Source organism: Aureimonas ureilytica (assembly GCF_001475935.1).
In the GTDB taxonomy this organism is placed as follows: domain Bacteria; phylum Pseudomonadota; class Alphaproteobacteria; order Rhizobiales; family Rhizobiaceae; genus Aureimonas; species Aureimonas ureilytica_A.
This window is the reverse complement of sequence record NZ_LDQA01000038.1, coordinates 70,687-83,587: the sequence shown is the minus strand read 5'-3', so window position 1 is coordinate 83,587 and position 12,901 is coordinate 70,687. Positions and strand designations below refer to the sequence as shown.

General features: G+C 65.5%; 14 protein-coding genes. 8 read left to right on the top strand and 6 right to left on the bottom strand.

The genetic code is table 11. The annotated features are described in order from the left end of the window. Positions 1 to 24 precede the first annotated feature (24 nt). Positions 25 to 909 carry a sterol desaturase family protein gene (locus NS365_RS15690; RefSeq protein WP_082684638.1) on the top strand — a complete coding sequence of 295 codons (885 nt, stop codon included), beginning with the start codon at positions 25 to 27 and terminating at the stop codon, positions 907 to 909. A 27-nt stretch (positions 910 to 936) separates the two neighbouring features. Here NS365_RS15690 and NS365_RS25215 read toward each other — a convergent pair whose 3' ends face one another. Together NS365_RS25215 and NS365_RS15685 are read right to left on the bottom strand one after the other, a co-directional pair. Then, positions 937 to 1,062 (bottom strand): hypothetical protein, encoded by a 126-nt coding sequence (locus NS365_RS25215; protein ID WP_275477559.1) that lies wholly within the window; start codon positions 1,060 to 1,062, stop codon positions 937 to 939. Positions 1,063 to 1,144: 82 nt separating this feature from the next. Next, complete coding sequence (locus NS365_RS15685) at positions 1,145 to 1,798, bottom strand: LuxR family transcriptional regulator (protein WP_193753458.1); 654 nt, start codon at positions 1,796 to 1,798, stop codon at positions 1,145 to 1,147. A gap of 245 nt (positions 1,799 to 2,043) precedes the next feature. On the opposite strand from NS365_RS15685, the gene NS365_RS15680 reads away from it, so the two are divergent. Next, on the top strand, positions 2,044 to 2,634 hold the full coding sequence (locus NS365_RS15680) for a transglycosylase SLT domain-containing protein (protein WP_058601237.1): 591 nt from the start codon (positions 2,044 to 2,046) through the stop codon (positions 2,632 to 2,634). Positions 2,635 to 2,639: 5 nt separating this feature from the next. Here NS365_RS15680 and NS365_RS15675 read toward each other — a convergent pair whose 3' ends face one another. Further along, the gene (locus tag NS365_RS15675; protein ID WP_058601236.1) at positions 2,640 to 4,070 is read right to left on the bottom strand and encodes a helix-turn-helix domain-containing protein; all 1,431 of its coding nucleotides are present in this window, start codon (positions 4,068 to 4,070) and stop codon (positions 2,640 to 2,642) included. Positions 4,071 to 4,278: 208 nt separating this feature from the next. On the opposite strand from NS365_RS15675, the gene aceA reads away from it, so the two are divergent. The 5 genes from aceA to queE all read left to right on the top strand — a co-directional run bounded on the left by aceA (position 4,279) and on the right by queE (position 7,902). Continuing rightward, the gene (aceA, locus tag NS365_RS15670; RefSeq protein WP_058601235.1) at positions 4,279 to 5,568 is read left to right on the top strand and encodes an isocitrate lyase; all 1,290 of its coding nucleotides are present in this window, start codon (positions 4,279 to 4,281) and stop codon (positions 5,566 to 5,568) included. Between the two features lie 34 nt (positions 5,569 to 5,602). Next, complete coding sequence (locus tag NS365_RS15665; protein WP_058601234.1) at positions 5,603 to 5,890, top strand: SMc00767 family acetate metabolism repressor; 288 nt, start codon at positions 5,603 to 5,605, stop codon at positions 5,888 to 5,890. 232 nt (positions 5,891 to 6,122) lie between these two features. Further along, positions 6,123 to 6,821 carry a 7-cyano-7-deazaguanine synthase QueC gene (gene queC / locus NS365_RS15660; protein ID WP_058601233.1) on the top strand — a complete coding sequence of 233 codons (699 nt, stop codon included), beginning with the start codon at positions 6,123 to 6,125 and terminating at the stop codon, positions 6,819 to 6,821. Then, on the top strand, positions 6,821 to 7,177 hold the full coding sequence (queD, locus tag NS365_RS15655; protein WP_058601232.1) for a 6-carboxytetrahydropterin synthase QueD: 357 nt from the start codon (positions 6,821 to 6,823) through the stop codon (positions 7,175 to 7,177). The genes queC and queD overlap by 1 nt, the downstream gene beginning before the upstream one ends. Then, complete coding sequence (gene queE, locus NS365_RS15650) at positions 7,096 to 7,902, top strand: 7-carboxy-7-deazaguanine synthase QueE (protein ID WP_082684637.1); 807 nt, start codon at positions 7,096 to 7,098, stop codon at positions 7,900 to 7,902. Before queD ends, queE begins: the two co-directional genes overlap by 82 nt. Positions 7,903 to 7,922: 20 nt before the next feature. Here the strand turns inward: queE and NS365_RS15645 are convergent, their stop codons facing one another. Beyond that, a complete protein-coding gene (locus tag NS365_RS15645; RefSeq protein ID WP_058601230.1) occupies positions 7,923 to 8,951 on the bottom strand; it encodes an NADP-dependent oxidoreductase in 1,029 nt (342 codons plus the stop codon). Positions 8,952 to 9,038: 87 nt separating this feature from the next. Continuing rightward, a complete protein-coding gene (locus tag NS365_RS15640; protein WP_082684636.1) occupies positions 9,039 to 10,610 on the bottom strand; it encodes a putative bifunctional diguanylate cyclase/phosphodiesterase in 1,572 nt (523 codons plus the stop codon). Positions 10,611 to 11,357: 747 nt separating this feature from the next. On the opposite strand from NS365_RS15640, the gene NS365_RS15635 reads away from it, so the two are divergent. Further along, a complete protein-coding gene (locus tag NS365_RS15635) occupies positions 11,358 to 12,110 on the top strand; it encodes a hypothetical protein (RefSeq protein WP_058601229.1) in 753 nt (250 codons plus the stop codon). A gap of 193 nt (positions 12,111 to 12,303) precedes the next feature. Here NS365_RS15635 and NS365_RS15630 read toward each other — a convergent pair whose 3' ends face one another. Continuing rightward, a complete protein-coding gene (locus NS365_RS15630; protein ID WP_082675333.1) occupies positions 12,304 to 12,786 on the bottom strand; it encodes a MarR family winged helix-turn-helix transcriptional regulator in 483 nt (160 codons plus the stop codon). Between the last annotated feature and the right edge of the window lie 115 nt (positions 12,787 to 12,901).

The following is a 12,901-nucleotide window of genomic DNA, read 5'->3' as shown; positions in this document are numbered from 1 at the left end:
TGGTTCGGCGTCGAGGGAGCCCTGATGGAAAGTGTTTCGCTCCTGATGCGGGAGGCCGCCGACGCGCTTCTGGACGCGCTTCTGGTGCTTCTCCTGCCCGCTCTCGCGTTCGCGCTTCTGTCGTTGGCGGTGAAGCGACGCCGGGCGGTGGCGGATGCGTTTCGCGCCAGCCCGGAAATGGGCACGAATCTCTTCATTCATCTGTTCGACGCGCTGACGATCGGCCCGCTTCTGGCGATCTTCGCGACTTGGGGCGACGGGTTGGCCCGTGCGCATGGATGGCAGCTCGTTTCCCCCGCCTTCTGGGATGCGCTCGGGGTTCCTGTTCTCGTGGCCGCTCTTGCGGTGTTCTGCGGCGATGTCGTCGGCTACTGGCGGCATCGGCTGGAGCATAGCTGGCTGCTCTGGCCCTCCCATGCCGTGCATCACAGCGACACGGAAATGACCTGGCTCACCCTGTCGCGCTTCCATCCGATCAACCGCATCACCACGACGCTAATCGACGGCGCCGTGCTCGTCGCGCTCGGCTTCCCGCCCTATGCCGTTATCGCCAACGCCCTCGTGCGCCACTACTACGGCTATTTCGTCCATGCCGACCTGCCCTGGACCTATGGTCCGCTCGGGCGCGTCTTCGTCTCGCCCGCCATGCACCGCTGGCACCATGCGCTGGATCGACGCGCCTTTCACACGAATTACGCCACGGTCTTCTCCTGCCTCGACGTCTGGTTCGGGACCTATCGCGTGCCCGGCCCCTGCACCGCGCCCGTGGGCGTCACCGACACGATGGCGCCGGGCGCGTTCGGGCAGATCGCCCATCCGTTCAAGCGCTCGTCCTATCGACGCTGGAAGGTGAAGAAGCCGGCGAAACCGACGGCGGACAGGTCGCCGCCGCGCTCATACGAGGTCTGATCTCAGGCACCTGCTAAAGGGCGCTCGTCAGGCGTCGCAGGCCATGATCCCTTCGTCCTCGCGCCGCTGCCGCGCGACCATCTCGATGATCTCGTCCGTGTCGAACTGGTCGGTCTCCAGTCCGTCCGGGCTGGCAAGGTTCGTCCAGCCCATTTCCTCCACCGATCAGACCGAGCCGGAAGGCCGCGACCACGGCCTGCACGCGCCTTCCGACACCGAGCTTCTGGCGCAGATGCTACATATGGCGCTCCACGGCGCGCCGGCTGATGCCGAGGATGACACTGATTTTCCAGTCCGTCTTGCCCTCGATCAGCCAGAGCAGGCATTCGCGCTCGCGCATTGTGAGCCGCACGGAGGGAACGCCCGCTCCGTCCTGCGCGATGACGATGCCGCGATTGGCGGCGGTCGCGGCCAGAAACAGAAGCGCCGTCGAGGCTTGCGGCGAGGTGTCCAGCCGATCGCCCGAGAAGCTGACGCCGATCTTCAACCCGTCCAGCGTGAACTGCGGAATGGTCATGCCATGCGACAGGCCGAATTCGGAGGCTTCCTGCAGAATGCGCTGACCGACGCCCGCCGCCCGCGCGCTGTCCCAGCGCAGCGGCTCGATGCGCGTGCGCGCATGTTCGATCGCGGGGTCGTCTTGGACATATTGCCGGGCGAAATAGCGCTTGGCCCATTCGCTCGGCCAGGTTCCCGCCAGAACATAGTCCGGCTGGTCGCGCGGGCGCACGGTGCCATTGGGCACGATCCCGACGAGATGCGAGGTGACGCCCATCGGTTCGCTGACCTTGCGAACCGCCTCTTTCAGATCGGCCTTGGTCCGGCAGGCCTCGAAACTCTTCATCAGCGCATGGGTATCGGCCAGAAGATTCTGCGAAGCGCGTTTCAAGGAAGCCATGGTCAAGGGAGAATGAGGGGAGCCGGTCCTACGCGTCTAACGCGAGGCCCGACCCGCCGTGAAAACCATGGCAGCGCCTCCTTTGCGGTCGGATCGGGTCCAGTGCAAGGGGCATCTTGTCCGCCTTGGTTGTGCCGTGACGGAGACCGCGCGATGAGACCGATTGTGGTGGGGAAACGATTCAGACCCGTTACGGTCAACGTTTCGGAAATAGACGGCCTTTTAGCTTTCGGGGCATGAAGAGACATGTCACGCGTCTTCTCCCCCTCGTCGCCGCACTGGCTCTGGCCGGTTGCGCCTCCGTGCCGCGAAACACCGCCAATAGCTGCGCCATCTTCGCGCAGCGAGACGGTCTCTGGACCGATTGGCGAGGCGACGCCCAGCGCGCCTCCGCCGAATCCGGCGTGCCCGTCTCCGTCTTGATGGCGACCATTCAGGCCGAGTCGAATTTCGACGCCCATGCCCGCCCGCCACGCCGCTGGTTCCTCGGCTTCATTCCGGTCGGGCGCATTTCCTCGGCCTATGGCTTCGCGCAGGCGCTCGATGGAACCTGGACGGAATACCAGACGCGCACCGGCCGCTACGGCGACCGGCGCAACAATTTCGCCGACGCGATCCGCTTCATCGGCTGGTATCACGCGGAAAGCGCGCGCCGTCTCGGCATCGCCAAGGACGACGCCTACCGGCTTTATCTCGCCTATCATTCCGGCCATGTCGGCTACGAGAAGGGTGTCTGGCGCGGACGCGCGGAGGCGCTGCGTGGGGCTAAGCGGGCGCAGGACATGGCCCGCCGCTATGCCGCGCAGCTGCGCCAGTGCCGGGGCTGACGGGCCTACTGGAAGTCGAAGGCCGAGAGGCCGCGCGCCATGCCGTCGAGCCCGAGCGGGCGGGTGAGCGGCGGCTCGGCGCGCGACAGGCAGGCCGCTCGCTCGCACAGGCGGCAGGCCGTGCCGATCTCGATCGCGGCCAGCTCTCCGGGTTTTGCGCCCGCCGGTAGCCGGTCGGCATAGGCAACGCCCTCGCAGCGCTCGGCTTCGCAGCCGATGAGCAGGACCGTCCGGCGCGGGCGCTCGCCAAAGCCGGCGACAAGGCCGTCCAGCGTGCGCGCGACCGCGAGAAAGCGCGCCCCATCGGGCGTTTCCACGAGTTCCGCCAGCGTCTCGCCGGGTCTCATGAAGGCGGCATAGCTCGGCAGGCGCGGACAGGCGCCGCCGAAGCGGATCAGCGGAAAACCGCTGGCGCCGAGCCGCCGCAATCGGTTTCCCGCATGGTCGATTTCGAGGAGAAAGAACGGCGGCCCAGCCTCGCCCGGCCGCGCCAGCGTCGCCAGCCGCTCGGCCGCCTGCCCCCACGACACGCGAAAGCGAGCGGCGAGAACATCGATGTCATAGCGAACCGCAACGGCCGCCCGCAGAAACGGCGTATAGGGCATGGCCAGCGCATGGGCAGCGTAGCGCCCGATCTCGAAGCGCATGAGCCGGCGCGCCTCCTCGCTCGACAGCGAAAGGTCGGCCAGTTCCTCCGAGATCGTGTCGCGCAGGCGCAGGAGCACGGCTTCCAGCGCCGTCTCGTGCAGCTGGTCGATGGCGGAGAGGCGTTCGGAGAGGAACAGGCGCTGCGAATGCCGGTCGTAGCGCCGGCGCCAGACCGGCATGGCGGAGGCCGGCAGGACGCGAATGGCGATCCCGTGCTCGCGCCGCAACCAGGCTTTCAGCGCGCCGAAGAGATCTTCGCGCGGCTCCAGGTCCTGCCCGAAGGCTTCGACGGCCGCTTCCACCCGCGCGAAATGATGCGCCCGTCGCTCCAGGACTTCGCGCACCTCGTCGGCCGGCAGCCGTGCACCGGCCAGAAGCGAGGCCCGCCCCTCGCGCGCCAGGAGATCGCCGAGATCGGACAGGCGCTCGGCCTGCTCGCGATAGGCCTGATGCAGCTTCAGGACGGCCCGCGCCACGTTGGGCGCGGACGCCGCGAGATCGGCGATCTCGGTGTCGCTGGCAAGTTCCGCCGAAATCAGCGGGTCGGCGAAGGCCTGTCGCAGCGCCGGCAGGAGACCGCCTTCCTCATCGAACTCCTCCGCCTCGATCCGATAGACCGTGGAGAGTTTCAAAAGCAGCTGAACCGTCAGGGGCCGTTGGTTGCGCTCGATCAGGTTGAGATAGGAGGGCGAGATTCCGAGATCGGCCGCCATTGCCGTTTGGCTGAGTCCCTTGGTGAGGCGCAGACGCCGAATGCGCGGCCCTGCGAAGATCTTCTGCTCGGCCATTCGTCACAATCCTTGACCGCCTGATCGCTCCCAGATTGGTCAGGGTTTTGACAGATTGACAAGAGAAGTCTGTCAAAGCCGCGACAGGTTTTCCCGATTTACGACCGGTTTTCGGTGGCTTTGGATCGACGCAGCGCAGCAATTTGTCAAAATCACTCCCATCGGCGGTCGCTTCAAGAGCCTCGCCTGATGACGATGGGAGACAGTCATGACCGATTTTTACAAGCTCGTTCCCGCAGCCCCCAAGGCTCGCTTCGACGGCATCACGCGTCCCTATGCCGTGGCCGATGTGGAGCGCCTGCGCGGATCGGTCGAGATCCGCTACAGTCTGGCCGAGCGCGGCGCGAACCGGCTTTGGGAGCTTCTGCGCAGCGAGGATTTCGTTAATGCGCTCGGCGCCGTCACCGGCAATCAGGCGATGCAGATGGTCCGCGCCGGCCTGAAGGCGATCTATCTCTCCGGCTGGCAGGTCGCCGCCGACGCCAACACGGCTTCCGCCATGTATCCCGACCAGTCACTCTACCCCGCCAATGCCGCGCCCGAACTGTGCCGGCGCATCAACCGCACCTTGCAGCGCGCCGACCAGATCGAACATGCCGAAGGCGAGGGTCTTTCGGTCGATACATGGTTCGCCCCGATCGTCGCCGATGCGGAAGCCGGTTTCGGCGGCCCGCTCAACGCCTTCGAGATCATGAAGGCCTTTATCGAGGCGGGCGCGGCGGGCGTCCATTTCGAGGATCAGCTGGCCTCGGAGAAGAAATGCGGCCATCTCGGCGGCAAGGTCCTGATCCCGACCGCCGCCCATATCCGCAATCTCAACGCCGCGCGCCTCGCCGCCGACGTCATGGGCGTGCCGACGCTGGTGGTCGCGCGCACCGACGCGGAAGCGGCCAAGCTCCTGACCTCCGATATCGACGAGCGCGACCGCCCCTTCGTGGACTACGACCAAGGCCGCACGGCGGAGGGCTTCTTCCATGTGCGCAACGGGCTGGAGCCCTGCATCGCGCGCGCCATCGCCTATGCGCCCCATGCCGATCTCATCTGGTGCGAGACGTCGAAGCCCGATCTCGATCAGGCGCGCCGCTTCGCCGAGGCCGTCCACAAGGCCCATCCCGGCCAGATGCTCGCCTATAATTGCTCGCCCTCCTTCAACTGGCGGCGCAATCTGGACGAGGCGACCATCGCGCGCTTCCAGCGCGAACTGGGGGCCATGGGCTACAAGTTCCAGTTCATCACGCTGGCCGGCTTCCACCAGTTGAACCACGGCATGTTCACGCTCGCCAGTGGCTACCGCGATCGGCAGATGGCCGCCTATAGCGAGTTGCAGGAAGCCGAGTTCGCTTCCGAAGCGCAGGGCTACACGGCCACGCGCCACCAGCGCGAAGTCGGCACCGGCTATTTCGACGCCGTCGCGCTCGCCATCGGCGGTGGGGCCTCCTCCACCACCGCCATGGGCGAGTCCACCGAGCACGGTCAGTTCCGCGCGGCCGCCGAATAATCTCCATTTCCCCATTTTACGAAGGATCACGACCATGTTCGTTCTTGAAGGCACCGACCCGCGCCAGCCCGCTTTCCCCATCGAGCCCCAGCGCCTGCGCACCCGCGTCCGCGAGCGGGCCGAGGAACAGGCGGTCACGCTGACCGACGCCCAGAAGGCGGCCATCCGCACGCTGGCCAATGAGTTGCACCGGCTCAACCAAGCCGTCATGGAGGCGGTCGCCAGCGGCGTCTCAATCGAGTTCGTTCGCGGCTCACGCCATCACGGCGGCGAAGGCTCGTTCGGCGACCTTCTGATCCCGCGCATCACCGGCGCCAACTGAACATCAGCCGGCGGCTGGAGCTTCCAGCCGCCTTCGATCGTCCTGAATGATCCGCCCGTTCGTGACGGCCTCCCCGCCGCGAGCGGGCTTCGCGCCGATCACGCCCCGCGCACGCGTTCGAGACGCGCGCGATCGAAGCCGCCACCCGGCATTTACACGATGCGTCCTGTCCGCTAGGTGCCGGGAATCGAATACCGGTCGCAGCCTACCCGGTCAAAACAAGGACAAGCTCGTGAGGACACTCGTCGTCTGTTCAGGCGGCCTCGATTCCGTTTCGCTGGCCCATCAATGCGCGGCTGAGGGCCATCTCGGAGCGCTCGTCACCTTCGACTACAAGCAGCGCCACGCCTGCGAGATCGACTATGCGCGTGAAGCGGCCGCGCGGCTCGGCGTGCCCTTCCATCTCATCGACATTGGCCCGATCGGCGCGGTGCTGACGGGCTCGGCTTTGACCGACGATGTCGCGGTGCCCGACGGGCATTATGCCGAGGAGACGATGAAGGCGACGGTGGTTCCCAACCGCAACGCCATCATGCTGACCATCGCCTTCGGGCTGGCGGCGGCGCAGGGGATGGATCAGGTGGCGCTCGCCGTTCATGGCGGCGATCACTTCATCTACCCGGACTGCCGGCCCGGCTTCATCGACGCGTTTCGCGCCATGCAGGCGGCGGCGCTGGACGGCTATGCCAGCGTCGCCCTGTCGGCGCCCTTCGTCAATCGCACCAAGGCCGACATCGTGACGGCCGGCGCGCGCGTCGGCACGCCCTTCGAGCGGACATGGTCCTGCTACAAGGGCGGCGATGTCCATTGCGGGCGCTGCGGCACCTGTGTCGAGCGGCGCGAGGCCTTTCATTTGGCCGGTGTCGAGGACCCGACGGTTTATGCCGACCCGGACTTCTGGCAGGCGGCCGTCGCGGCAAGGGCAGGCTGATGTACCGGATCACCAAGATGTTCGACTTCTCCGCCTCGCACCAACTGGCGGGCCTCTCCGAGGATCATCCCTGCTCGCGCCTTCATGGGCACAATTACGTGGTGGAGATCGAACTCTCCGGCGAGACCCTGAACCCGCATGGCTTCGTGCGGGATTACCGGGAGTTGTCGGAGCTCAAACGCTATATCGATGAGCGCTTCGACCATCGCCATCTGAACGATGTGCTCGGCCATGATCATGTGACGGCCGAGACGCTGGCGCGCCATTTCTTCGAATGGTGCTCCGAGCGTTTTCCCGAAACAAGCGCCGCGCGGGTCAGCGAAACGCCCAAGACCTGGGCGGAGTATCGCCCGTGAACGGCGAAGCGGTCATTCGCGTCAGCGAGATCTTCGGGCCGACTATCCAGGGCGAAGGCGTGCTGATCGGCGAGCCGACGGTCTTCGTGCGCTCGGGCGGCTGCGATTATCGCTGCGTCTGGTGCGACACGCTTCATGCCGTGGACCCCGCCTATCGCGAGGAATGGCGACCGCTCGGGACCGACGAAATCTGGCGCTATGTCGAAGCTCTCTCTGGCGGCCAGCCGCTGACGGTCTCGCTGTCGGGCGGCAATCCCGCGATCCAGCCCTTCGGCCCGTTGATCGGGCGCGGGCGCGCGGCGGGCTATCGCTTCGCGCTGGAAACGCAGGGCTCGGTGGCCAAGCCCTGGTTTGCCGATCTCAGCACGCTGATCCTCAGCCCCAAGCCGCCGTCGAGCCAGATGGAAACGGATTGGGCTGCGTTCGATGCCTGTCTGGCGGCGGCGGGAAGCGCGCCGCGTACGGTGTTAAAGATCGTCGTCTTCGACGAGGCGGACTACGCCTATGCGAAGGACGCGGGAGCGCGCTATCCGCACCTTTCCCTTTTTCTTCAGCCCGGCAATCCGGTAGGGCCTGCCCAGACGGAAAGTTCCGAGGTCGATCTGGAGGCCAATCTGGGGCGGATGCGCTGGCTGGTGGAGCGCACCCTGGAAGACGGCTGGTTCGCCCCGCGCATCCTGCCCCAGCTTCACGTTCTCCTGTGGGGCAACCGGAAGGGCGTCTAACCCTTCCGGCGGCTGGCCGCTCAATCGTCCGACAGCTTCACCACGAGCTTGCCGAAATTCTCGCCTTCGAGGAGGCCGATAAAGGCCTTCGGCGCGTTTTCGAGCCCTTCCACCACATCCTCGCGGAAGCGCACGCGGCCCTCCTTCACCCAAGGGCCCATCTCGGCCATGAACTCGGAGAATTCCGGTCCGTAGTGATCGCCGATGATGAAGCCCTGCATCCGGATGCGCTTCTTGAGAAGCGTGCCCATCAGGAGCGGCATCCGATCCGGCCCTTCGGGCGGGCGCTCGCTGTTGTAGCCCGCGATGAGGCCGCAGATCGGCACGCGGGCATGGACGTTCAGAAGCGGCAGAACCGCATCGAACACCGCGCCGCCGACATTTTCGAAGTAGACGTCGATCCCGTCAGGCACGGCGGCTTTCAGCTTTTCGGCAAACTGGGGATCGCGCCGGTCGATGCAGGCGTCGAAGCCGAGCTCGTCGGTGACGAAGCGGCATTTTTCCTCGCCGCCCGCAATGCCCACGACCCGCGCGCCCTTGAGCTTGGCCACCTGCCCGACCACCGAGCCGACCGCGCCGCTGGCGGCCGCGACCACCACGGTCTCGCCGGCTTGGGGCTCGCCGATCTTCATGAGCCCATGCCAGGCCGTGAAGCCCGGCATACCGAGAACGCCCAAGGCATAGGACGGGCGCGTCAAGTCGGCGGGCAGCTTGCGGAGGGAGGATGCGGGCAGGACCGAGCGCTCCTGCCAGCCACCGAAGGCCAGAACGAGATCGCCTTCCTTGAAATTCCCATCGCGCGAGGCTTCCACGCGCCCGACCGTCGCCCCGCCCAAAGCCTCGCCGATCTGGAACGGCTCGGCATAGGAGGGCGCGTCGCTCATACGCCCGCGCATGTACGGATCGAGCGAGAGATAAAGATTGCGGATGGCGACCTGCCCCTCGTCCGGCTCAACGGCCGGCCCGGTCTCCAATCGGAAATCTCCCGAGACCGGCGCGCCCTTGGGGCGCGAGGCGAGAACGATGCGGCGGGATTGCTGAGCGGTCATCCGTAGGTCTCCAAAAGGTTCGGAAGGCCCTATCTGGAGAATGCATCATGGGTTTTCATCCCCGCCGATGACGATCTGGCCGCCTGATCAAGCCATCTGAAGCCTGTCCGCTTCGCAGACGGGAGGCAGCATTTGCCTGAATTCATCGCGCCGCGCCGCGCAGACCGGCATCAGGGAGGGGGCGAGCGCGGACTTGGGAACGGGATGGCCGAACCGATAGCCCTGAAAGCGGGCACAGCCCGCCGCACGCGACATCTGGAAATCCTCGTCCGTCTCGATCCCCTCGGCCACCACCGACAGTCGCAGCGCGCGAGCGATTTCGAGCACGGCGGCGACGAAGATGCGCGACACCGGATCGTCCGCCATGCGGGAGATATAGGAGCGGTCGATCTTCACGATATCGACCGGAAGGGTGCGCAGATAATTGAACGTGCAATGACCCGTGCCGAAATCATCCAGCGCGATCGCGATGCCGAGCGTGCGCAGGGACTGGATGCGGCCGAGCACCTCGGGCGTCGAAAGCAGCGAGACATTCTCGGTGATCTCCAGAACCAGCTCGCCGGGCTGAACGCCGGTATCGCGCAAAACGCGCTTCACGACGTCCAGAAGATCGTTGCGCCGAAGCTGCGCGGCCGAAATGTTGACGCTGACGAAGCGACCCGGCAGTTCGGCGAAATCCTCGCAGGCGCGCCGCAGCACCCATTCGCCGAGCATGTCGATCAACTCGCTTTCCTCGGCCACGGGAATGAACTCCGAAGGCGGAATGACGCCGCGCACAGGATGCTTCCAACGCGCCAGCGCCTCGACCCCCAGAATGATTTGCGCACTGTCCGAGATCGGCTGATAATGGAGTTCGAGTTCATCGAGCATGATCGCGGCCCGCAGATCGCGCTCGATCGTGCGGCGATGGCGTTTGACGCGCAGCATGTCGGGGTCGAACATCGTCGCGCAGCCCCGCCCCCGCCGCTTGCTCTCGTAAAGCGCGAGATCGGCCAGAAGGATCATCTCTTCGAAGAAGGACGTATGCTTGGGGGCGGTGACGATGCCGAGCGAGGCGCCGAGCGTCAGCTGCCGCCCGGCCGCGAAGGCCGGCGCTTTCAGCGCCACGAGAAACTCGTTCATCAGGGTCAGGCTTCGCACCTCGTCGCACCCTTTGAGGAGCACGGCGAACTCGTCCCCGCCCAGGCGCCCGATCACCGCGCCGGGCAGATGTTGGCGCGCCGTATCGACCAGATGGGTCAGAGCAAAGTCGCCGACATTGTGCCCGAAGCTGTCGTTCAGAGATTTGAAGTGATCGACATCGAGAAGAACCAGAGAACACGGCTCGGTCTGGCTAGATTGGCGCGTCGCGGCCTTCAACTCGTCCATGAAGCAGCGCCGCGTCATGGCGCCCGTCAGCGGGTCGGCCAGAAACAGCGCCATGCGCGAAGCGGCGTCGGCGTCCGCCGCAGCCAATTGCTGCATCAGCTTGTGGCGCATCCGCAGAACCATGGCCATAGAGAGAATGAGGAGAGCGATGGAGATCACGACGGCTGGGGATGTTTCCGTCTGCGGGAGAACCTGCCAGACCGTCAGGACTAGGCAGCAGCACAATTGCAAGGCGAGCACCAGCCTGTACTGCAGGATCTTCGATTGCCGCGGTTCCTGGAAACTTTTCATCTGCGGTCTTCCCTTCAGCCGCTTCCGTTTTAGGAAGGTGCGCCTGCAGGAAAGGTTAAGATTTTCGGGCGCAGTCGCTCCGGGTCGATATTTCATGGAAAGTTCAAAATCGGGCTGGGGCCTCGGCGGACCGTGCGCCCGGCGCTGTGGGGAAACCCCAGGTTGCGCCACAAACGACAACGCCCGCCGGGGGAGGACCGGCGGGCGTCGTTTAAGCGCCAAGGGTGGGAGGAACCTTTGGCAATCGCAGGGCCAGTGGGAGGAAAGGCCGCTGCGAAACTTGTACCTCGAAAATAGGCTGCCGAATGGCTGATCGCTAGAGGCCCATATGCATGGCTGGGCTGCGTATGCTGCAAAGCACAAAAAACGGCGCGATGATCGAACGCCGGGGCTTTCCATCGCTTGCGACAGCGGGCGGCGATTGTGGAAGGACGGGAGCGCGAAGCTGCGTCCGACGAAGGTCGACCGATCCCCCCTTCGGGTCGATAGGACGCGATCGGCTGGGCCTCATTGCGCCTATGCTGGCGTGGCGCTTGCGACCAAGGTGAGGGCTCGGTTTTGTCGGTCGGCCTGCGACCATATGGCCATGATCCCGTTCGCTTTGCTTACTGTTCTGTGGCGGCGGGGTGACAGTTCCACCCTCGAACGGCGACGGCGGTTCCTGAAAGATCGGGAATGGGTTGTGTCTCTTTGTGACAATGGGATGACTGCTCACGAGGTTCGGGATGTTGGCGGGAGAGTTCAGGCGTGACGGTGCTGATGGTGGGGTCGCTTCGCAGCGGAGGAACGACAACGCTCGCTTTGACCTTGGCGGCGGCGGTCGAATGCCTGGGAACGGAAGTCCTTCTGATCGATGCCGCGCGGCGACCGGACATCGTTCAATGGTCCGCACGGCCCGGCTGCCCGAGGGGGATGGAAGTGGCGCGCGCCACCCGATCGGATCAGTTGGAAGAACTCGTGCATCTCGGCCGGCGCGGCCGTCGTTTCGTGATCATCGACGCGGGCGTCGACGAGGCGGTGCTAGCGGAAGCGGCTGCCCTGTCGGCGATGTCGGTGATTCCCGTTCGCTTCTCGCCGCTTTCGGCCAGCGCGGCGAGCGAGACCGACGCGATGCTGCGTCAGGCGCCCGCCGGGCGCGCGCCGCGCCGCCGGGCTCTGGTGGCAACCGGCATCACGCCGATCCCCAGCCGCATCGCACGCCAAGTCGAGCGCGACTTGGCCAATTGCGGAGGGTTCCGTCTTCCGGCCGGGCTCGGCCTGCGCGCGGCCTTCGAAGCGCCGTTTCTCTTGGGCGGAACGATCTACAATCTGAGCGATGCGGACGCGCCGGGCCTTGCCAGCGCGCGGCAGGATGCGGCCGCCGTTCTGTCGGAGCTGGAAATGTTCGGCCTTCGCCGGCCCGAGCCGCGCACCGAGTCGCGCACCGTGTTCCGCCTTCCGGCCGAATGGTCGAGGCCCGAGCGGCATGTCAAGGCAGGGGGCCTGTATCAGTTCGCCTGATACCGGGCTGCGCCAAGAGCACCTGACAAGATCTCCCGGCAAAGGATGGTCGAGAGGTTTTCGCCCGATCGCGCGGACCGGAACGCGATGGATGCTGACGGCAGGGCTCGGCATGTGCGACAAAGCGAGCGTCCATAAGGTCCGACCACCGATCCCGCGCGATCGTGTCAGGCGCTCGAAGGCCCGCTGATCCTCAGCGAAGCCGCGACAGACGACCGGAGACGAGACGTTCCGCATTCCAAAGGGCGGCTTCCAACACGGAAAGATCGTTTTGCGGGAGGGCGCGGGCCAGATCGCCATTCACTTCCGCCCAGATGCGGCGCACCTGGCTTCGCATCCTGTGCCCCTCGGCGGTGAGCCGAATGAACGTGCGTCGCATGTCCGTCTCGTCAGCCTCACGCCGGCACCAGCCGCGCCGCTCCAGAATGTCGAGCATTTTCGAGACGGTGGACGGGCGAACCGACAGACTTTGCGCAACGAAGCAAACAGCGCGTGGCTCGCTTGGGTCGAGAGCGTCCAGCAACTGATCCTGGCCGGCGACCACGCCGATCTCCATCAGGTTGATCGCGACGAACTGGCGCGTGGCCTTGGAAATGGCAATCAGAGGTTGGACGAGATCGGCGTTCGCATCTTCGTCTACGAGCATGTCACGATGCGGAGCGTCAGCTTTGGTCATGATGTCCTCCGAGTGCGGCGATGCTAGTGTAAGTGCGTCAGAATGCCATCAAGTGCAACTATTAGTTGGCCTTTTTACCTATATCTCCGGTCATGGCGAAGTGCTTGCTTCGCGT